General features: G+C 65.2%; 18 protein-coding genes. 9 read left to right on the forward strand and 9 right to left on the reverse strand.

Annotation, left to right across the window (positions count from 1 at the left end; genetic code table 11):
* Positions 1-18 precede the first annotated feature (18 nt).
* Positions 19-699, forward strand: coding sequence for a 2OG-Fe(II) oxygenase (locus P1IM2_RS09410; RefSeq protein ID WP_186402280.1), 681 nt, complete (start codon positions 19-21; stop codon positions 697-699).
* Between the two features lie 46 nt (positions 700-745).
* On the opposite strand, the gene P1IM2_RS09415 is transcribed toward P1IM2_RS09410, so the two are convergent.
* Positions 746-1,486: an SIMPL domain-containing protein gene (locus tag P1IM2_RS09415; protein ID WP_062902726.1), complete on the reverse strand. Its 741-nt coding sequence runs from the start codon at positions 1,484-1,486 to the stop codon at positions 746-748.
* Positions 1,487-1,621: 135 nt separating this feature from the next.
* On the opposite strand from P1IM2_RS09415, the gene P1IM2_RS09420 reads away from it, so the two are divergent.
* On the forward strand, positions 1,622-3,403 hold the full coding sequence (locus P1IM2_RS09420; protein ID WP_186402281.1) for an ABC-F family ATP-binding cassette domain-containing protein: 1,782 nt from the start codon (positions 1,622-1,624) through the stop codon (positions 3,401-3,403).
* Between the two features lie 83 nt (positions 3,404-3,486).
* On the opposite strand, the gene rpsU is transcribed toward P1IM2_RS09420, so the two are convergent.
* Complete coding sequence (gene rpsU / locus P1IM2_RS09425; RefSeq protein ID WP_003047635.1) at positions 3,487-3,693, reverse strand: 30S ribosomal protein S21; 207 nt, start codon at positions 3,691-3,693, stop codon at positions 3,487-3,489.
* A 271-nt stretch (positions 3,694-3,964) separates the two neighbouring features.
* Here rpsU and P1IM2_RS09430 point away from each other — a divergent pair, with 271 nt between their 5' ends.
* The 4 genes from P1IM2_RS09430 to P1IM2_RS09445 all read left to right on the forward strand — a co-directional run bounded on the left by P1IM2_RS09430 (position 3,965) and on the right by P1IM2_RS09445 (position 7,700).
* Positions 3,965-4,729, forward strand: a complete 765-nt coding sequence (locus P1IM2_RS09430) for a class II aldolase/adducin family protein (protein WP_062902728.1) — start codon at positions 3,965-3,967, stop codon at positions 4,727-4,729.
* Between the two features lie 27 nt (positions 4,730-4,756).
* Complete coding sequence (locus P1IM2_RS09435; protein ID WP_186402282.1) at positions 4,757-5,302, forward strand: (2Fe-2S)-binding protein; 546 nt, start codon at positions 4,757-4,759, stop codon at positions 5,300-5,302.
* Positions 5,303-5,414: 112 nt separating this feature from the next.
* On the forward strand, positions 5,415-6,299 hold the full coding sequence (locus tag P1IM2_RS09440; RefSeq protein ID WP_186402283.1) for an RcnB family protein: 885 nt from the start codon (positions 5,415-5,417) through the stop codon (positions 6,297-6,299).
* Between the two features lie 123 nt (positions 6,300-6,422).
* Entirely contained in the window at positions 6,423-7,700 is a 1,278-nt protein-coding gene (locus P1IM2_RS09445) for an amidohydrolase family protein (RefSeq protein ID WP_186402284.1), read from the forward strand.
* Positions 7,701-7,710: 10 nt separating this feature from the next.
* Here the strand turns inward: P1IM2_RS09445 and P1IM2_RS09450 are convergent, their stop codons facing one another.
* On the reverse strand, positions 7,711-10,293 hold the full coding sequence (locus P1IM2_RS09450; RefSeq protein WP_260833967.1) for an EAL domain-containing protein: 2,583 nt from the start codon (positions 10,291-10,293) through the stop codon (positions 7,711-7,713).
* Between the two features lie 211 nt (positions 10,294-10,504).
* Here P1IM2_RS09450 and P1IM2_RS09455 point away from each other — a divergent pair, with 211 nt between their 5' ends.
* Positions 10,505-11,536 (forward strand): fatty acid desaturase family protein, encoded by a 1,032-nt coding sequence (locus P1IM2_RS09455; RefSeq protein ID WP_186402286.1) that lies wholly within the window; start codon positions 10,505-10,507, stop codon positions 11,534-11,536.
* Here P1IM2_RS09455 and P1IM2_RS09460 read toward each other — a convergent pair.
* The 5 genes from P1IM2_RS09460 to P1IM2_RS09480 all read right to left on the reverse strand — a co-directional run bounded on the left by P1IM2_RS09460 (position 11,515) and on the right by P1IM2_RS09480 (position 15,662).
* Positions 11,515-12,303, reverse strand: coding sequence for a DNA-binding domain-containing protein (locus P1IM2_RS09460; protein WP_186402287.1), 789 nt, complete (start codon positions 12,301-12,303; stop codon positions 11,515-11,517). The two genes, P1IM2_RS09455 and P1IM2_RS09460, sit on opposite strands and share 22 nt — an antisense overlap.
* Entirely contained in the window at positions 12,296-13,147 is an 852-nt protein-coding gene (locus tag P1IM2_RS09465; protein ID WP_186402288.1) for a DUF692 domain-containing protein, read from the reverse strand. The genes P1IM2_RS09460 and P1IM2_RS09465 overlap by 8 nt, the downstream gene beginning before the upstream one ends.
* A gap of 60 nt (positions 13,148-13,207) precedes the next feature.
* Positions 13,208-13,492: a hypothetical protein gene (locus tag P1IM2_RS09470; protein WP_062902734.1), complete on the reverse strand. Its 285-nt coding sequence runs from the start codon at positions 13,490-13,492 to the stop codon at positions 13,208-13,210.
* Positions 13,493-13,578: 86 nt separating this feature from the next.
* Complete coding sequence (locus tag P1IM2_RS09475) at positions 13,579-14,064, reverse strand: asparaginase domain-containing protein (protein WP_003047656.1); 486 nt, start codon at positions 14,062-14,064, stop codon at positions 13,579-13,581.
* Positions 14,061-15,662, reverse strand: coding sequence for a lysine--tRNA ligase (locus tag P1IM2_RS09480; RefSeq protein WP_186402289.1), 1,602 nt, complete (start codon positions 15,660-15,662; stop codon positions 14,061-14,063). Before P1IM2_RS09480 ends, P1IM2_RS09475 begins: the two co-directional genes overlap by 4 nt.
* 118 nt (positions 15,663-15,780) lie before the next feature.
* Here P1IM2_RS09480 and P1IM2_RS09485 point away from each other — a divergent pair, with 118 nt between their 5' ends.
* Positions 15,781-16,149 carry a PilZ domain-containing protein gene (locus tag P1IM2_RS09485; RefSeq protein ID WP_186402290.1) on the forward strand — a complete coding sequence of 123 codons (369 nt, stop codon included), beginning with the start codon at positions 15,781-15,783 and terminating at the stop codon, positions 16,147-16,149.
* A gap of 4 nt (positions 16,150-16,153) precedes the next feature.
* Here P1IM2_RS09485 and P1IM2_RS09490 read toward each other — a convergent pair whose 3' ends face one another.
* A complete protein-coding gene (locus tag P1IM2_RS09490; protein ID WP_186402291.1) occupies positions 16,154-16,588 on the reverse strand; it encodes a hypothetical protein in 435 nt (144 codons plus the stop codon).
* A 124-nt stretch (positions 16,589-16,712) separates the two neighbouring features.
* On the opposite strand from P1IM2_RS09490, the gene P1IM2_RS09495 reads away from it, so the two are divergent.
* Positions 16,713-19,460 (forward strand): ATP-dependent DNA helicase, encoded by a 2,748-nt coding sequence (locus tag P1IM2_RS09495; RefSeq protein ID WP_186402292.1) that lies wholly within the window; start codon positions 16,713-16,715, stop codon positions 19,458-19,460.
* Positions 19,461-19,523 lie beyond the last annotated feature (63 nt).

Raw genomic sequence — 19,523 nt, forward strand, 5'->3', positions numbered from 1 at the left:
CGCCGCCTAAAAGAGGCCATGTCCGGAAACGAGCATGTCGATATGGCGCTGTCGGGCGCCGACCGTACCGCCGAGCGGCTGGCGCTGCTTCCCGGCATCCGGCGCGCACCGACGCCCAAGCTGCAGCAATTCATGCTGGTGGGTTTTCTCGATCCCGCAACATGCGCCGGGCTGATGGCGCAGATCGACCGCGACGTGCGCCCTTCGACGATCGCCGATCCCAATGGTGACGAAGCTTTCCGGACCAGCACGACCTGCGACCTCGATCACCGCGATCCGCTGGTGCGGGCGGTCAACGCGCGGCTGCACGATATCACCGGAATACCGCTGGATCATGGCGAGCCGCTACAGGGGCAGCGCTATGATGTGGGGCAGGAGTTCAAGGCGCATACCGACTATTTCGACCCGCACGGCGCCGACTGGGAGACCTATTGCGCGATTCCCGGACAGCGAACCTGGACGTTGATGGTCTATCTCAACCAGCCCCAGGCGGGCGGCGCGACGCGCTTTCTCTCCACGGGCAAGATGCACCAGCCTGAAACGGGCAAACTCGTCGCGTGGAACAATGTCCGCGCGGACGGAAAGCCGAACCCCGAGACGCTCCATCACGGAATGAAGGTGCGCAAGGGCCGCAAATATATCATCACCAAATGGTTCCGCGAACGCGCCTGGCCATGGGCCGAGGGCGAGCTAGGCTGATCCGGCCGACCGTGCCTCGGCGTCTGCCGAGACACGGCCCAGACCTTTAGCGTACCAGCCGATACTGGAAACTCAAAGTCAACGTGTTGCCGACCTGACCCGGCTCGACCGGCGTCGATTTGGCCTCTGCGGCCATCATCTGCACGCGCGGCATGGGGACCGGCCCGCCGACAGCACCGCCTTCGCTGATCGAAACCAGCTCGGCGGCGCGATAGCCGGCCAGCTTGGCATAGTCCGCCGCCTTCGCTTCGGCAGCCTTGATCGCCGCGCCGCGAACGCCGACAAGCTGCGCATCGGGATCTTTCATCGCGAACCAGGGGCCATCGATATTGGTCCCACCCGCCGCGACGAGCGCATCGAGCAGCGGCCCGATATCGTCGATCTTCGGCGTCGTCGCGCGCACGCTGTTGCTGACCTGATAGCCCAGGAAGCGCGGCGGCTGACCGTCGCTACGATTATTATAGTCATATTGCGGCGACAAGCTGATGCCGCTTGTCTGAATATCCTCGGCCTTGATCCCGCGTGCCTTGGCAGCGGCGATCAGCTTGTCCATCGCGGCGGCGTTCAGCCGCATTGCTTCGACTGCGGTCGGCGCGGTCGTCGTCACGCCGGCGCCCACCGTCGCCTCATCGGGCCGCGAACGGACCTCCTCGCTCACGCTGAAGCTCAGGATCGGTCCTTCCGTCGTCGCTGTCGTCACCGTCGAACCTCCCTGCTGTGCAATGGCCGGCGTCGCAGCCAGCAGCGCGATGCCGGTCGCCATGGCGGTGAACATATGCTTGGTCATATCAAACTCCTGTAGGCCGGACCCCCGGCCGATCGTGGATACCCACCCCATACGCAGGACGGAGTGGGCCCGTTCCCGCCTTTGGGCGCTCGGCGCTTGCATGACGCTGAACGCCTATGTAGCGAGCCGTTCATCATGGCAGCTCCCATTCTCTCTTACGAAGGCCTGGCCCTGGTGCAGGGCACCGGCTGGCTGTTTCAGGATCTCGACATCTACGTCGGCGCGCGCGATCGGCTTGCACTGATCGGCCGCAATGGTGCGGGCAAGACGACGCTGCTCAAGTTGCTCGCCGGACGTATCGAGCCCGACAAGGGCAAGCGGACGATTGTCCCCGGCACCCACGTCGTGCTGCTGGAGCAGGAGCCCGACTTCACGGGCTATGCGACGCTGATGGACTATGCGATCGGCGGCGCGAACCCGCCCGCCGAACATGAGGTGGCGGCGATCGCCGACCAGCTTGGCATCGACATGGCGCGCGAAGCGGCAAGCGCCTCGGGGGGCGAGCGTCGCCGCGCCGCCATCGCGCGCGCGCTGGCGCAGAACCCCGACGTGTTGCTGCTCGACGAGCCGACCAACCACCTCGACCTAGCGGCGATCGACTGGCTCGAAGGCTGGCTGTCACGCTTCTCCGGCGCCTTCGTCGCCATCAGCCACGACCGCACCTTTCTGACGCGCCTGACGCGCCAGACCCTTTGGCTCGACCGCGGCGGCATCCGGCGCAAGGAGATCGGCTTCGGCGGCTTCGATGCGTGGATGGAGGCCATCTATGCCGAAGAAACGCGCGCCGCGGAAAAGCTCGATGCGAAGCTGAAGCTGGAGGCACACTGGCTCCAGCGCGGCGTGACCGCGCGCCGCCGCCGCAACCAGGGCCGGCTCGAAAAGCTGATCGAGATGCGGGCCACGCGCGCGGCGATGATCGGCGGCCCCGGCGTCGCCAAGCTCGGCCTCGCCAACGACGACGTCCGCTCGAAGTCGGTGATCGTCGCCGACCATATCAGCAAGCGCTTCGGCGATCGCACGATCATCAAGGACTTCGACTTTCGCGTCCAGCGCGGCGACCGCATCGGGATCGTAGGCGCCAATGGCGCGGGCAAATCGACGCTGCTGAAGCTGCTCACTGGCGAAATCGAACCCGACGAGGGCAAGGTCACCCTCGCCCCGACGCTCGATGGCATCGTCATCGATCAGCAGCGCAGCCTGCTGTCGCCCGAAAAGACCGTGCGCGACATCCTCGCGGACGGCGGCGACTGGGTCGAGGTGCGCGGCGTGAAGAAGCATGTCCAGGGATACCTCAAGGACTTCCTCTTCGATCCTTCGGTTGCCGAGGCCAGCGTCGCCGCGCTTTCGGGCGGTGAACGCTCGCGGCTTCTGCTCGCGCGCGAATTCGCGCGCGAATCGAACCTGCTCGTCCTCGACGAACCGACCAACGATCTGGACCTCGAAACGCTCGACCTCTTGCAGGAGGTCATCGCCGACTATGCGGGAACCGTGCTGTTGGTCAGCCACGATCGCGACTTCCTCGACCGCACCGTGACGGTCACCCTCGGCCTCGACGGATCCGGCAAGGTCGATATCGTCGCGGGCGGCTATGCCGACTGGGAAGCCAAGCGCAGCAAGCCCTCGTCGGCGAAAGCCAAGGCGGCCGGCGCCGATACCGCGCCGCCCCCACCGCCCCAGGCACGCCGGAAACTCTCCTACAAGGACCAGCGCGACTATGACCTGCTTCCGGGCCGTATCGAGGAGATTGAGAAGGAGATGGCCGGCATCGAAACCGAATTGTCCGACGGCAGCCTGTTCACGCGCGACAATGCGCGTTTCAGCGCCCTGACGGCAAAGCTCGACGCGTTGCGCTCGGAAAAAGCCGCAGCCGAGGATCGCTGGCTGGCGCTGGCCGAAGAAGTCGACGCGCTGGGATAAGTTCTGCACCACAGGCAAAGAAAAAGGGCACCGCGTTGCCGCGGCGCCCTTCTACGAAACAGGATTTCGTATCGAAGACGGTCTTACTTGATACCGTCGCGTTCCATCCGCTTGCGCTCCATCTTGCGGGCGCGGCGGACGGCGGCGGCGCGTTCGCGCGCACGCTTTTCGCTCGGCTTTTCGTAGTGACGGCGCAGCTTCATTTCGCGATACACGCCTTCCCGCTGCAGCTTCTTCTTGAGCGCGCGGAGGGCCTGGTCGACATTATTGTCGCGAACGATGATCTGCATACGCCGTGTCGTCTCCTGTTCGTCAGACGGCCGAGGCTTCCGGCGGAAATCCGGGTTGCCATAGCTCGCCGATATTCGGGCAATAAAAAGAGCGTCGCAAAGGCGCGACGTTCCGTTGGGGCGGGCACTAGAGAGATTCGCGCCAAAATGCAAGCCCCCACGCGGCAAATCGTCGCTCTTCCGCGCGCGGATGCCCGCCGCCGCCATTGCGCGCGCCCGCTCGCCTGTGGCATAGGTAGCAAGACGAAACCGACAGGAAGAGGATCGCCCGATGGCAACCCAGCTCAAGCGCAACAGCAAATATAGCGAAGCCGAATGGACGGCGCGGCTCGAACTCGCCGCCTGCTACCGAATTTTCGCGATGATGGGCTGGGACGAAATGATCTTCAACCACATCACCGTGAAGGTGCCGGACGAGGACGGCAGCTACCTCATCAACCCCTATGGCATGCACTTCAGCGAAGTGACTGCGTCGAGCCTGATCAAGATCGACATCGACGGCAACAAGGTCGACGTGGATAATCCGTGGCACGTCAACAAGGCGGGCTTCGTCCAGCACAGCCTGTTCCACCGCGTGCTGCCCGACGCCCATGCGATCATCCACACCCACACGACCGCGACAACGGCGGTCTGTTCGCTCGAGGGTGGGCTCCAGCCTGTAAACTTCTATGCCTGCAATTTCATGGGCCAGCTTGGCTATCATGATTTCGAGGGTGTGACGGTGCGCGAGGAAGAGGGCGAACGCCTCGTCGAAAATCTGGGCGACAAGCGCATCCTGATGCTGAAGAATCACGGTCCCGTCGTGATGGGCAAGACGCTGACCGACGCCTTCATCAAATATTGGGCGCTCCAGCGCGCCTGCGAAATCCAGCTCGCTACGATGAGCATGGGCAAGCCGATCACCGTCCCCGAAGACGTGATCAAGGTTCATCAGCGCGACCTATACATGGCCGCAATTCCCGGCCAGTCGGGCAAGGCCGAATTCGACGCGATGGTGCGCAAGGTCGACAAGATCGACACGAGCTGGCGTGACTAATCACCGCGTTCGGCTAAGACGGGCGGCATGACAAAATTCTCGGTCAACGACCGCCCGGTCGAATATCGCATGGATCCCGAAACGCCCCTGCTCTGGGCGCTGCGCGATGCGTCGAACCTGACCGGGACCAAATATGGCTGCGGCACCGGCGACTGCGGCGCCTGCACCGTCGATATCGACGGTGAGGCCATCCGCAGTTGCCTTGTGACCATTGCCGAATGCGAAGGCCGTTTCGTCACCACGATCGAGGGATTGTCACGCGACCGCAGTCACCCGGTCCAGCAAAGCTGGGTCGCCGAACAGGTGCCGCAGTGCGGCTTTTGCCAGTCTGGGATGATCATGACGGCCGCCGCGTTGCTGCGCAAGAACAGCAACCCCAGCGACGCCGAAATCGACGCCGCGATGACGGGCATTTGCCGCTGCGGCAGCTACCCCCGCATGCGCGAAGCGATCCGCCGCGCCGGCCGGGTGATCCGGGGTGAGGAGCGCATCGCCGCCGCACCGCCGCCGGGCATCCGACCCGACGACGCTGCTCGCGCCGTCCCGGCGCTGCGCCCGGCGGAGAGAAACTGAACGACAGGCAACAGTCCGGTTCAGCGCTCACTCATCTGATCGGCGGTAATTTCCGATTCATCATCCCGATCGGCCGGGTGCCGCATGGGACATGGATCTGGAGTGTGCCGAAATGAAGAAGACATTCGGAGGATTGCTGATCGCAGCGACGATCCTCACCCCCATCGCGCCCGCCGCCGCTCAGGCGAATGGCGAGCGCATTCAGATTGCCCAGCGCGGCGATCGCGGTGACCAGCGCGGCGATCGCGGTGACCACCGCGGCTCGCGTGGGACCGATGGCCGCCGTGGCGACTGGAACGGCGGCAATCGCGGCCAGAACCGGACCGCCCAGCCAGCACCGCAACCGCAGGCCCAGCCGCAGCAGCGCAATTACCGCACCGACCGGCGCGCGCCGCAGGGGCAGCAGTGGCAGGGACAGCGCAACGATACGCAGCGCCAGCAGCAATGGCAGGGTCAGCGCGGCGAAAGTCAGCGCCAGCAATGGCAAGGCCAGCGCGGCAACACGAGCGACCGCAGCCGAGATCGCAGCGGCCAGCCCGACCGCCGTTTCTATCGTCAGGACAATGACCGGAACGACCGGCGTTACGACCGCAACGATAATCGGCGCTATGACCGGAACGACAACCGCCGGTACGATAACAACCGGCGCTATGATAACGACCGTCGTTACGACAATCGGCGCGGCAACAACTGGAACCGCGACTGGCGCAGCGACCGTCGCTACGACTGGCGCGGGTATCGCGACCGCAACCGGAGCTATTACCGGATGCCGCGCTATTACAACCCGTACCGGGGCCGCAATTACACGCGCTTCAGCATCGGTTTTTCGCTGGGTTCGCTCTTCTACAGCCAGCGCTACTGGATCAACGATCCCGGCTATTATCGCCTGCCGCCCGCTTACGGTCCCTATCGCTGGGTGCGCTATTATGACGATGCGCTGCTCGTGAACACCTACACGGGCCAGGTGGTCGATGTGATCTACGACTTCTTCTGGTAATATTCCTTTCGGTTATCAGAAGCCAAACTGAAGGGCCGGTTCGTCCGGCCCTTCTTTTATGCACCCTCCCCTTGCCCTCGCGCTCCGGCCGCGCCACGGTAGGCGAAAGACAGGGGAGATATCATGCTGAAGAAAAGCCTGCTCGCCGCCGCAGCGGTTGCCGCCATGCTGGGCGGCGTTGCCGCCGAAGCCAAGACGACGCTCATCTATGCCGCGCGCGTCATCACCGATCCCGACAAGCCCGCGCTTGGCCCGTCGACCGTGACCGTCACCGACGGCCGGATCATGACGATCGAGCCGGGCCGCGCCGCCACTCCGGCAGGTGCCGAATTCATCGATCTCGGCGACAAGACGCTGCTTCCCGGCCTGATCGACCTCCACGTTCATCTGACCGGCGATCCGGGCGGTGATTTCCGCAACGAAGCGGTCGATCCCGACGAATGGGGCGTTGTCGTCGGCGTCAAAAATGCCGCGATCACGCTGCGCGCCGGCTTCACCACGGTGCGTGAGGCGGGGTCGGGGCAATATACCGCCTTCTCGCTGCGCCGCGGTACCGCCGAAGGGTTGATCGAAGGACCGCGGATCATAGCCGCCGGTGTGCCCTTGTCGATCATCGGCGGCCATGGCGACGTCACGGGCTTCCGCGAAGATGTCCACGCCATACTCGATCAGGGCTATACCTGCACGGGCGCCGTGGAATGCGCCGAAAAGGTGCGCAAGGCATCGCGCGCCGGCGCCGATGTCATCAAGATCACCGCGACCGGTGGCGTCCTGTCGCAGCAGGGCCGCGGCCTCGGTGCGCATTTCTCGAATGCTGAACTCGTCAGCATCGCCGATACCGCCCATTCGCTGGGCCTCAAGGTCATGGCGCATGCGCATGGCGAGCGGGGGATCGAGGCCGCCGCCGCCGCCGGGATCGACAGCATCGAACATGGCACCTTCGCCGATGATGCGGCGCTCAAGGTCATGAAGGCCAAGGGCACCTATCTCGTCCCGACCCTCATGGCGTTCGAGGGCGTGCGCGAACGGCTCGGCAAGGGCATCTACACCCCCACTGTCGAGGAAAAGGTCCGCATGACGCTCGGCCGCGTGGGTCAGGCCGTGACGCGGGCAAAGGCGCTGGGCGTGCCGATCGCGTTCGGCACCGACGCCGGTGTGTTCGAACATGGCCGCAACGCTGGCGAGTTCGCGCTGCTCGTCAAGGCGGGGCTGACCCCGCGAGAGGCGTTGGCGAGCGCGACGACCACCGCCGCCCGGTTGCTGTCGATGGAAAACGAGATCGGCCGCATCGCACCGGGCATGTCTGCCGACATGATCGCGGTCGATGGCGATCCGCTCGGCGATGTGACGACCCTCGAACATGTGCGCTGGGTCATGGCGCGCGGGCGTATCGCCGACTGACGACAGGAGATCAGGCGGCGCGGTCGATCCGCCCGCCTGTCCGGCGTTCCTTCGCCCCGGCGCCGCCGACCAGCGCGCCGATGTCGACCATTTGTGCAAAACGGACGCCGACGCGGTTCCCGTCGGACCAGCGCGCTTCGGCGTCCATCACCACATCAGCGCCGAATTCGATCAGCAGCGACGTTCCTGCGGGGACATTCCACAAACCTTCGATCAGCGCGCCGCGCGACGACAGATTGCGCACAATCGCTTCATAGCGATAGCCGCCGCTCGCGATCTGGATCGTCCGGAAGGTCCGCATCCGCGCTTCGCGCGCGCTCTTGTAACCCTGCGCGACCGCCTTGCCATTGCCGTCGGCAAGCAAAGCCAGCACTTCCTCGACGGTCATCGGCTTGCCGTAGATATAGCCTTGGACATGGCTGCAGCCGAGGCCGCGGATCAGCGCCAGATCGTCGTGCGTTTCAACCCCCTCGGCGGTGGTTTCCATCTTGAGCGCCGTCGCCAATCCGACGATCGACGAAATGATCGCGGCATTCATGCTGCTGGGATCGGCCGCGCCGAGCACGAAGCTCTGGTCGATCTTGATCTTGTCGAACGGCGCCTTCTTCAGATAGCCGAGCGCCGAGTAGCCGGTGCCGAAATCGTCGAGGGCTAGCCGTACCCCGGTGCGCTTCAACCGTTGGAACATCTCCAGATTTTCGGGACTTTCGTCGAGAAAGACACCTTCGGTAATTTCCAGCTCGAGCTGATCGGGACGAATACCCGCGGCCGCGACCGCGCTGAGGATCGTCGCGGGCAGTTTTTCATTGGCAAACTGTCGCGGCGACACATTGACGGCAACGCGATACTCCTGCCCCAATCGCGCAATCGTGGCGCAGGCGGTGCGGATGATCCATTCGCCGATCGGGACAATCAGGTTCGATTCTTCGGCGATCGGAATGAACTTAGAGGGGCTGATGACCGCATCGCCGCCCTGTTGCCAGCGGATCAGCGCCTCGAAGCCGCTGATGCGTTCGCTGCAGACATTGACGATCGGCTGGTACAGCAGCTTCAGTTCGTCCTTCGCCAGCGCATCGCGCAGCGCATCTTCGATCGCCTTGCGCTCGCTTGCCTGATTATGCATCGCGTCGGCATAGAAGCGATAAACCCCGCGCCCGGCGTCCTTCGCCGCATAGAGCGCAAGATCGGCGTTGCGCACCAGCGCCGACGAGCCGATCCCGTCGCTTTCCGAAATGGCGATGCCGATCGACGATCCGATGCGGATGCGCTCGCCCTCGATCAGAAAGGGCTTGGCAAGGCTCAGGATGATCGCATTGGCGATCCCCGCGAGCTTTTCGACCTGGGTGATCTGGGGCAGCACGATCTGGAACTCGTCGCCGCCCAGTCGTCCCACCTGCCCTTTGTCACCGACGACCTGCGTCAGCCGCGCCGCGACCTGTTGCAGCAATTGGTCGCCGACCGGATGCCCCATCGTGTCGTTGACCGCCTTGAACCGGTCGAGGTCCATCAGCAGAAGCGCGCAGGGCTGCGCCTGCCCGAGATGATTCTTGAGCGCGCGCTCGAGCAGATCGGTGATGTGCAGCCGGTTCGCGAGGCCGGTCAGCGTATCGTACCGCGCGAGCTGATTGATCTGCTGTTCGGACTTGCGCTTTTCGGTGAGGTCGGTGCCGCTGCCGCGAAAGCCCTGGAAATTGCCGAGCGCGTTCGAAATCGGATGGCCTGAAATCGACCACCAGCGCTCCTCGCCCGCGACCGCTGCCTGGACCGTCAGGTCGTTGAACGGCGTCCGCGACGACAGGCTGAAGCCCAGCGTGCGCTCCTCGCTCTCGTCGGCGCCGCCGCGCTTGCGGATCATGTCGGCAAACGGGCGCCCGAGCAGATCTTCGGCCGGCCGATCGAGCTTCGCCGCGACGGTCGGCGAAATATAGACGAGGTCGCCGTTGCGGTCGGTTTCCCAGAACCAGCCGCGTCCGGCACGCTCGAAGTCGCGCATCAGCCCAAGCGCCCGCTGCTGCTCGCTTCCCGACTGGCGTCGCACGCGCGTCGCGCGCCGCTGATGCCGGACATCCTCGCGCATCATCACGACCAGCATTCCCAGGAAGATGATACCCGCAATCCCGAACGGCCAGGACGCGATACCGACCGCGCCGCCGATCGCGGTGCCGCCGGCAAAGGCAAAGAAGGCCGGACGCACAATCGCCGCCGCGGCCGCGGCTACGAGGACGGTACCAAGCCGGATTGCCGAAAAGGCATCGAGGTGGGACAGCGCGTCAGGCGTCGCGAGTGCTGCGAAGGTGCCGATGGAAACGAAGAATGTTCCTGCGCCGACCAGCGCAAGCGAGGCGGCGGCAAGCGTCGGCAGCCATTCGATCCGGTGCGCCCAGCGCAAGCGCGAGCATTGGCCGATCACGGTAAGCGCGACATCGCACAGCAGTCCAGCCACCAATGTGGCCCATTGCAGCGGATGCGATAGGAAGCCCGACAGGCCGGGGACGAAAGCGAAAGCGAAGAAGGCCACGGTCCGGCCGATCAGCACATAGTGCCACAGCTGCGCGACGCGCATCATGCGCCCCACGAATTCGGGGGTCTGCAACAGCGATTCGTTGTCGGATGACCCGCCGCTTGCGCCCCGGCTGATGCTGTGCCTAACCCCCAATGTGTTTGCCAATCCCGCTATCTGGTTCCGCCAGCCGCTCTGTCGCCGACGGGGTTTCCAAATCCTTACCGCGGGCGGATCGTTAACCCCATTGCTGTGCCAAAATGGAAGGGGTTGGGTTTCGCTTCGCAACGGGTTACAGCGGGACATGCCCGCCGTCCGCCTCTTGCCGCCCGATCGCTTTTTCGACCGCCAGCAGTGGGCGGCGATCACCAAGCCCTCCGCCTGGTACGGTATCTGGCTCGTCGCGCACGGCTGGATCGTCAGCGTCGCTGCCATCGGACTGGCGGCGTGGAGCGGCAATCCCCTGGCCTGGCTGCTCGCCATAATCATTGTCGGCGGACGCCAGCTCGGCTTTGCGATCCTGATGCACGACGCCGCGCACGGCGCGCTGCACCCCGATCGCAAGATCAACAATTTTCTGGGGCAGTGGCTCACCGGAGCGGCGGTGGGGTCCGATCTGATCGCCTATCGCACCTATCATCTCCAGCACCACAAATATACGCAGCAGGCCGAAGACCCCGACCTTGCGCTGTCCAAGCCATTCCCGACCACCCGCGCCAGCCTGATGCGCAAGATCAACCGCGACCTGACCGGACAGACATTTTTCAAACAGCGCGTCGCCCAATTCCGCTTCGCGCTCGTCGGATTGAAGGCGATGCTTCGCGGCGAAAGGGCGGAGAAAAGAGGCGCGAGCTCCAAGGCTGGAGCGCCGTTCAACAAGCAATCCGACGACGGCGTAACATCGCCCATGATCGATCTTGCCGGCGCGATGACGGTCACACGGTCCGTCGGCCGCTTTCTACTCGTTCAGGCCATACTGCTCGCGGCGTCGCTGCTGCTCTACGGCTGGACGCCCTATCTGCTCTGGCTTGCCGGACTGGCGACGACCTTTCAGCTCTATCTGCGCATCCGTAACATCGCCGAACATGCCTGCACCGCGACGGGAAGCGACGATCCCTTCAGCCACGCGCGCACGACGCACGCCGGCTGGCTCGCGCGCGCGACGGTTGCGCCCTATTGGGTGAATTATCATGCCGAGCATCACCTCTTCATGGGCGTGCCCTGCTATCGCCTTCCGCAAGTCCATGCCGCGCTCGGCCGCGCCGGCAAGCATGATGCGATGACGATCGCGCCGAATTACGCTGCGGTACTGCGTCAAGTTGCCCCTGCGGCCTGATCGGCCAGTATCAGCACGCCGTCGGCAAGCCACCGGGCGAGCAGCGCGGCCAGAGTTTCCATCGCGGTCGCCTCCCCAATTTCGTCCACTAAATGCGCGCTGATATCCGCGAAACTGGCGCCGCGCCCGATCCGCACCAGCGCAGCCGCCTCAACCCCGGCAAGGCTGCGAAACTGCGGCTGCAGCCCGCTGCGCCACACCAGCACATCGACAGGCGGGTCAAGGACCGCGAGCGCCGGAGGGGCTTCGCCGGCGCCGAGGGCGCTCCACAGGGCGGCGCTGTTATGGTGCATGGTGAGCAGCCGCGCCGAGGGATGCAGCGCTAGGCCGGCCCCGATCCATCCGTCGCCGAGCACGCCGATCGCGCCGGCATCGAGCGGCGATGCGTCGGGCGCGTCGAAGGCGTGGCGCAGGGCCCAGTCCAGCCGGGCAAGTTCGGCCAATTCGCCGTCTTCCGGAAAATGATGCGCGATAAAGCCGGGCAGCGCGGCGCCGTAATAGCGCAGATTTCGGGTCGTCGACGGGTGCGCCTTTACATAGGCATCGGCGATATGGCCAAATTGCGCATCGCCCAGATAGGCATGCAGCCGCTCGAAATGATCGGCGAGGACGCCGGTCAGGCTCACGCGGTAGTTGTTGCGATAAATGCCGATCCGGCGGGCCGCGCCGACGCGCGCGTCATCGACAATCAGGGCTTCGGCATCCGCATCCTCGCCCATGATCGCGGCGAGAAAGCGTTGCTGGATGGCGTACAGTGCGTCAGCCACAGACCGGCTCCAGCGCCGCCTGCGCCAGCTTGCGGGCCCGTTCGAGTTCGGACAACAGCGCCGCCAGCGGCGGAATGTCGTCATCGCGTTCGATCATCGTCGCGACGGGGCCGACCATCGCAATGGCGCGGGCATAGAGATCCCATACCGCATCGCATACCGCTGCATCGTGCGTGTCGATGACATAATCGCCCATGTCGCTGTGGCCCGCGAGATGGATTTGCTGGATACGCCCGGCGGGCAAGCCGCTCAGATAGTCCAGCGGACCGAAGCCATGGTTACGCGCGCTGACGTAGATGTTGTTGACGTCGAGCAGCAGCAGGCAGTCGGCGCGTTCCGCCATTTCAGCCAGAAAATCCCATTCGCTGCGATCGGAGGCGCGAAAGCTGACATAGCTCGACGGATTTTCGATCAGGATCCGCCGCCCCAGATAATCCTGCACGCGGCCGATATTGTCGACGACGCACTGCAATGTCGGTGCATCATAGGGCAGCGGAAGCAGATCATGGCTGTTATGCGCGTTGATCCCGGTCCAGCACAGATGATCCGAAATCCAAAGCGGATCGACCCGATCGGCGAGCGCCTTCAGCGCTGACAGATAGATGTGGTCGAGCGGCTCGTCGGACCCGATCGACAGCGACACACCGTGCATGACGATCGGATAATCGGCGCGAATCCGGTCGAGCGTCGCCATCGGGCGTCCGCCCGGCACCATATAATTTTCCGATATGATCTCCAGCCACTCGACCGGTTGGCGCCGCGCCAGGAAATCGGGATAGTGGGCGGGGCGCAGTCCCAGACCAAAGCCGGGCGAAGGGATCGCGATCTGCTGATCTTGAGACATGACCGGGCTCGATTATTCCCTCCCGCACGGAGCCGGAGCGCCGCGCGGGAGGGAATGGCATCAGCCGACGTCGCCGATGACGCCGCCGCCGGTCAGGCACTTGGCGGCGGCCATGGCCTTGAAACCATGGCCCTTGCATTCATTCTGACCCTTGCATTCGTTGGCCGAGGTCTTGCAGTCGGCCGTGCCCTTGCAGCTGTTGACGCCATAGCAATGCACGGTGTCCTTGGCGCCGACCGCGGCGCCCGAGCTGCCGGCAGGCGCCGGAGCGGCCAAAGCGGCGCCGGCAAGCGCGAGGGCGGTGGCCGAAGCGGCGATGGCAGCGGCGAATTTCGTGTTGGTCATACTATCCTCCGAAGACGGGATGGAGGGACAATATGTCCGTCCATGCTCCTATATTCGGAGACGCGCGCGCGAGGTTACAGCCGGGGCTATTCGCCCGCCGCGACGAAACGGCCGCCCGCGCGGTCCTTCACCGTGGTCTCGGGATCGAAGATCATGCCGTTCATCGCGACATAGACGCCGGGCGGCAGCGTCTGCACTGCCGCCAGCGCAAAGCCCACATTGAACTCAGCGTCGCTTGCCCGCACCGATGCGGGCTGCATCGCGCCGGTCAGCACAATCGTCTTGCCCGCGATTCCCGCCAGCGCCCGGCCGGTCACGACCATCGTGTCGGTGCCATGCGTGACGAGAACATGTGCCGAATCGCTCGCGGCGACCGCAGCGCGGATCGCCTCGCGGTCGGCGTCGGTGAGTTCCAGGCTATCCTTGCGCATCAACTGGGTGACGCGGTGGGGCACATGGACATTATTCTCTCGCAGCATGTCGGGGATCGCCGCCGGGCCGATCTGGAACTCTGACAGCGCGTCGAAATAGACTTTGTCGATCGTCCCGCCGGTGGTGAAGATGTCAATCATGCCAAGGCTTCTGCAATCAGGCGCCGCGTGTTGTCGATCCCGAACAGCGCGATGAAGCTACCCATTCGCGGACCTGCGCTCGACCCGAGCAGCGTTTCATAAAGCGCCTTGAACCAATCGCGCAGATTTTCGAAGCCATAGGCTTCGTTCTTGCCGATCTCATAGACGATATTCTGGATATCGTCGGCCGACGCATCGACATGCAGCGCCGCGAGCCGCTCGTCGAGTTCCTTGAGCGCAGCGCCCTCGCCCCCCACGGGCTTGCGGCGCTTCAGCGTCGGGGCGACATAGTCGCGATTGTACGCCATCGCATTGTCGATCAGCCGGTCGAGTTCGGGCCAGGTCGCCGCGTCGGCGCCCGCGACATATTGACCGAGGTAGCGCCAGATCTGGTCCTTCGCCGCATCGGCGCCCATCACGGCGACAAGGTTGAGCAGCAGCCCGAAGGTCACCGGCAGCACCGCGTCGGGCACATCTTCGCCGCGCGCGACATGGACGTGATGCACGGGGTTACCCAGCTTCTTGTCGGGTTCCTGCGCCGGATAGCTTCCGCGCATCTGCAGATATTCGTCGACCGCCTTCGGGATGACGCCGATATGAAGCTGCTTCGCCGCCTTGGGCTCGCGATAGGCATAGAAAGCCAGGCTCTCTTCGCTGCCATAGCTCAGCCATTGTTCGATCGACAGGCCATTGCCCTTCGACTTCGAAATCTTCTCGCCCTTTTCGTCGAGGAACATTTCGTAGATCAGCCCCTCGGGCTTGCGCCCGCCTAGCGCCTTGGCGATCTTGCCCGACTGGATGCCGCTGTCAGTCAGATCCTTGCCATACATCTCGTAATCGACGCCGAGCGCGACCCAGCGCATCGCCCAGTCGACCTTCCACTGCAGCTTGGCACCGCCCGACAGGATGCTGTGGGTGATCGTCTCGCCCTCATCCTCGAACGATACGAGCCCCGCATCGGGATCAACAACCGTCACCGGCACCTGCAGCACGATCCCCGACTTGGGGCTCACCGGCAGAATCGGCGAATAGGTCGCGGCGCGCTCGGCACGCAGCGTCGGCAGCATGATGTCGAGAATATCCTGATTGTGGCGCAGGACATTCTTCAAAGCATCGTCGAACGCGCCCGACCGATAGCGTTCGGTCGAGCTGACGAATTCATATTCGAAGCCGAAGCGGTCGAGAAATTCGCGCAGCATCGCATTGTTGTGATGCGCAAAACTCTCATATTTGCCGAAAGGATCGGGAATCGCGGTGAGCGGCCGACCCAGATGCTCGCGCAGCATGTCGCCGTTCGGCACATTGTCGGGAACCTTGCGCAGCCCGTCCATATCGTCGCTGAACGCCACGAGGCGCGTCGGCGCGCCGCCCGTCAGCGTTTCATAAGCGCGCCGCACCATCGTTGTGCGCAGCACTTCGTTGAAGGTGCCGATGTGCGGCAGGCCCGACGGACCATAGCCGGTTTCGAACAGCACCGGCGCGCCGCCCGGCTTGCCGTCGGGATAGCGTTTGATGAGCTTGCGCGCTTCCTCGAACGGCCAGGCCTTGGACGTTTGCGCGGGCTCGCGCAGCGAAGGATGAAGGTGCAAGTCGGTCATCGGCCGCCCATAGCGGCAAGCGCCCCCGAATCGAAAGGCAAAATTGTCCGCACACGGCAACGGAACCGCGCCAGACATGGTTACGCCAAATTAACCACGTCCGTCCTAGCCTCGGGCCATGACGAGTCCCCACACTCCCATCACCCGCGCTCACAAGCGCACCCCGGTCACGATCGAGGTGATCGTCAACGGCGTGCTCAACCAGATCGAAGGGCGCATCTGCGACCTTTCGGAAGGCGGCGCCCGCATCGACGGCGCGAGCATGCCGGCGCGATCCCGCTGCGAAATCCACTATGGGGGCCAGGTCGTCTATGCGATCGTCATGTGGTCCGAATTCGACCGCATGGGCGTGCGCTTTCCCTACGAGCTGTCGCACGGACCGCTGTTCAACGCACTCGAACGCGCACGCGGCGCCGCCAGCGCGCATCCTGCGCAGATATTTCTGTCCAACCGCAGCGCAGGTTTCGGACGCCGCGGGCTGAGCTGAGCGATCAGAAGGGCGCGATGGTGACGCCGTCGCGCTCATTGTCCCAGATCATCGCCATGATACGCCACCCGCGTTCGGGATCTTTGAATAGCTGGATCGAATTGATGCCGCGCCTCTCGGGCAGGGGGTCGTCGAGCGCCGAACGCGCTTCATAAGCGCTCCATACGTGCGCCATGTTACCGAGTACGTCGATCCGCCGCGCAATTTCGAGCTCAAAGAAATCATTATCAGCAAAGAAGGGCGTCGTATCGCGAGCATATTCGGCGAGGCCCATGCTACGAAATATCGCGCGGCCATCGGCACCGACACCCGTTCGGATCTGACGGGCATCGGGATGGAAGCAATTATCCTGGCGCGACCAGTCGCGCGGCCCCTTCGGGCCCGAAATCATCGCATACATTTCGTCGACCACCGCGCCGATCGCAGCCTCTTCACCCATTGTGTCGCCCCTCTCATCAATCGCCCGCCGAAGGATGGTCGTTTTTCACGCCGCTGCAACCCGAAAGCGTGTCACATTGATTGCCCGCCTTGCCGCGTTCGCCTTTTGTGCTTAGCGTGGGGCAATGGCGCCCGATCCGCTCTCCCTCCCCGCAATCCACGCGAGCCATGTCGGCATCTGGATCGCCGACGCCTCGGGCCGCGTCCAGCGCGTCGGACGCGGCGAAGCGATCGCGGCGGTCGCCGCAACTCCGCATGTCCTGCTCGGCGCGACGCTGACAGGCGACCGGCTCGGCTATCCCGAGCTGTCGGGGCTCGATCTGCTCGAACTCTTCGCCTTCCTGTTTCCCGCGCGCTTTGCGGTGCCGACGCCGGCGGGCATCGCCGCCGCGATGGACATCGCCCCGCCCGCTAGCGAAGCCGATGTTGCGGCGTTCCTGCCGCGCGCCGCCGCAGCGATGCTCGATCGCGCGGGCGATGCCGCGTGGCCCGAGCGCGAGGGCGCGTGGCACGGCCTGCAGGCGCTGTCGCGCCAGCGCTGGCCGTGGGCGCCGCTTCTGCAGCCCCGCATCGGCGCGCCCGAACGCAGCGAGCGCTGGCTGTTCGCGCGGCTGCCCGAATGGGAGGAAGCTGCCCCCCGCCCGCAGCCGCGCCAGGTAACGGTCGATCCCGACGATGTGACCGCCCGGCTCGACCGGCTCACCGGCGATGGCGCCGAACGCCGTGCGGGACAGCGCGACTATGCCCGCGCCGCCACCGCGATCTTCGAACCGCGCGAACGCCGCGACCGACCGCAGATGCTGGTCGCCGAGGCGGGCACGGGGATCGGCAAGACGCTGGGCTATCTCTCCCCCGCCAAGCAATGGATCGATCAGTCGGGCGGCAGCGTCTGCGTGTCGACCTATACCAAGGCGCTGCAACGCCAGCTCGCGCGCGAGACCGAGCGGTTGTATCCCGATGCACGCACGCACCGCGAAAAGGTGGTGGTGCGCAAGGGACGTGAAAATTATCTCTGCCTGCTCAATCTCGAGGATGCGCTGCAAGGCGGCTTTTCGGGCCGCGCGGCCGTTCTGGCGCAGCTCGTCGCGCGCTGGGCTGCGTATACGCGCGACGGCGACATGGTTGGCGGCGATCTGCCCGGCTGGCTGCCCGCGCTGTTCCGCCGCAACGGCACGACCGCGCTGACCGATCGGCGCGGCGAGTGCATCTATGCGGGCTGCCCGCATTTCCGCAAATGCTTCATCGAACGCTCGACCCGCGCGGCAGCGCAGGCCGACATCGTCATTGCGAACCATGCGCTGACGATGGTGCAGGCCGCCCGGCCCCGCGACGGCGGCGCCCCCGCAACGCGGCTGATCTTCGACGAAGGCCACCATCTGTGGGATGCCGCCGACAGTATGTTCGCCGCTGCGCTCACCGGGCAGGAAGCGATCGAGATCCGCCGCTGGGTGTTGGGGCCGGAGGGCAAGTCGCGCGGCCGCCGCCGCGGTCTCGCGGCGCGGCTGGCCGATGTCGCAAGCTATGACGAGGCTGGCGACAAGGCGATTCACGCGGCGATCGAGGCCGCGGGCCAGCTTCCCGGCGACGGGTGGCTCGCGCGCATTGCCGAGAGCGACCCCTGGGGCGCGATCGAGCGGCTGCTCGTCGCCGCACGCGGGCAAGTCTATGCACGCGGCACCGATCCGAAAAATGCCGACAGCGGCTATAGCCTTGAAACCGAACTTGCCGATCCCGGCCCCGATCTGGTGGCGGCTGCCGCCGACGCGAGCGATGCGATCGAGGCGCTGCTGCGGCCGCTGATGACGCTCGGCAAGCGGCTCGACGCGTTGGTCGATGATCCGCCCGACTGGCTCGACGGACAGGCCCGCGCCCGCGTCGACGGCGCCCGCGCCAGCCTCGGCACGCGCATCGACACGCTCGGCGCGTGGCTGTCGCTGCTCGGGCGCGTCGGCGGCCCCGCCGATCCCGACTTTGTCGACTGGCTGGCGGTCGACCGCTTCGACGGGCGCGAATATGATATCGGCCTGCACCGCCACTGGCTCGATCCGGCGCGCCCCGTCGCCGATATTGTCTACGCGCCGGCGCAGGGCGTGCTCGTCACCTCGGCGACGTTGCGCAGCGGCGCGCAGGCGACCGGCGATGCAGGAAGCGGCTGGACTGACGCGGATATCCGCACCGGCGCACGGCACATCGACGGCGGCGTCCGCCATTTCGCGGTCCCGAGCCCGTTCGACTATGCGCGGCAGGCCGAGGTGCTGATCGTCACCGACATCGCGCGCGGCGATCTTCCCGCCCTTGCCGGCGCCTACAGCCGCCTGATTGAAGCATCGGGTGGCGGCGCGCTCGGCCTGTTCAGCGCGATCCGCCGGCTGCGCATCGTCCACGCCCGCATCGCCGACCGCCTCGCGCGCGCCGGGCTGCCGCTCTACGCCCAGCATGTCGACCCGCTCGACACAGGTACCCTCGTCGACATCTTTCGCGCCGATCCGCACGCCTCGCTGCTCGGCACCGACGCGCTGCGCGACGGAGTCGACGTGCCCGGTGAATCGCTTCGGCTGGTGATCATGGAAGGGGTGCCATGGCCACGCCCGACGATCCTTCACGCGGCGCGGCGCGCGGCGCAGGGCGGCGGCGCCTATGACGACGGCGTCATCCGGGCCCGCATCGGGCAGGCGTTCGGCCGCCTGATCCGCCGCGCCGACGATTTTGGACAGTTCGTCATGCTGTCGCCCAGTTTCCCGTCGCGGCTGCTCAGCGCCTTTCCCGCCGGGACGCCCGTCCGCCGCCTGCCGCTCGACGAGGTTGTGAACCATGTTGCGGCGGCGAACGGCGAACAGCGAAAAAGAGCGTTTGCTGCCTTTTCACCGTCATGAGTTTCCGGCAGAAGGCAGCGCAGCAAGGCTATTGGGCTTAGGGGCTGGCGCAGCGGCGCGGGG

The sequence above is a fragment of the Sphingopyxis sp. P1IMeth2 genome, from assembly GCF_900185685.1.
In the GTDB taxonomy this organism is placed as follows: domain Bacteria; phylum Pseudomonadota; class Alphaproteobacteria; order Sphingomonadales; family Sphingomonadaceae; genus Sphingopyxis; species Sphingopyxis terrae_A.

Excerpts from the sequence above, each read along its gene's own strand:
- P1IM2_RS09410 (WP_186402280.1), top strand. The coding sequence starts at position 19 with ATGTCCGGAAACGAGCATGTCGATATGGCGCTGTCGGGCGCCGACCGT.
- P1IM2_RS09415 (WP_062902726.1), bottom strand. The coding sequence starts at position 1,486 with ATGACCAAGCATATGTTCACCGCCATGGCGACCGGCATCGCGCTGCTG.
- P1IM2_RS09420 (WP_186402281.1), top strand. The coding sequence starts at position 1,622 with ATGGCAGCTCCCATTCTCTCTTACGAAGGCCTGGCCCTGGTGCAGGGC.
- rpsU (WP_003047635.1), bottom strand. The coding sequence starts at position 3,693 with ATGCAGATCATCGTTCGCGACAATAATGTCGACCAGGCCCTCCGCGCG.
- P1IM2_RS09430 (WP_062902728.1), top strand. The coding sequence starts at position 3,965 with ATGGCAACCCAGCTCAAGCGCAACAGCAAATATAGCGAAGCCGAATGG.
- P1IM2_RS09435 (WP_186402282.1), top strand. The coding sequence starts at position 4,757 with ATGACAAAATTCTCGGTCAACGACCGCCCGGTCGAATATCGCATGGAT.
- P1IM2_RS09440 (WP_186402283.1), top strand. The coding sequence starts at position 5,415 with ATGAAGAAGACATTCGGAGGATTGCTGATCGCAGCGACGATCCTCACC.
- P1IM2_RS09445 (WP_186402284.1), top strand. The coding sequence starts at position 6,423 with ATGCTGAAGAAAAGCCTGCTCGCCGCCGCAGCGGTTGCCGCCATGCTG.
- P1IM2_RS09455 (WP_186402286.1), top strand. The coding sequence starts at position 10,505 with ATGCCCGCCGTCCGCCTCTTGCCGCCCGATCGCTTTTTCGACCGCCAG.
- P1IM2_RS09465 (WP_186402288.1), bottom strand. The coding sequence starts at position 13,147 with ATGTCTCAAGATCAGCAGATCGCGATCCCTTCGCCCGGCTTTGGTCTG.
- P1IM2_RS09470 (WP_062902734.1), bottom strand. The coding sequence starts at position 13,492 with ATGACCAACACGAAATTCGCCGCTGCCATCGCCGCTTCGGCCACCGCC.
- P1IM2_RS09475 (WP_003047656.1), bottom strand. The coding sequence starts at position 14,064 with ATGATTGACATCTTCACCACCGGCGGGACGATCGACAAAGTCTATTTC.
- P1IM2_RS09480 (WP_186402289.1), bottom strand. The coding sequence starts at position 15,662 with ATGACCGACTTGCACCTTCATCCTTCGCTGCGCGAGCCCGCGCAAACG.
- P1IM2_RS09485 (WP_186402290.1), top strand. The coding sequence starts at position 15,781 with ATGACGAGTCCCCACACTCCCATCACCCGCGCTCACAAGCGCACCCCG.
- P1IM2_RS09490 (WP_186402291.1), bottom strand. The coding sequence starts at position 16,588 with ATGGGTGAAGAGGCTGCGATCGGCGCGGTGGTCGACGAAATGTATGCG.
- P1IM2_RS09495 (WP_186402292.1), top strand. The coding sequence starts at position 16,713 with ATGGCGCCCGATCCGCTCTCCCTCCCCGCAATCCACGCGAGCCATGTC.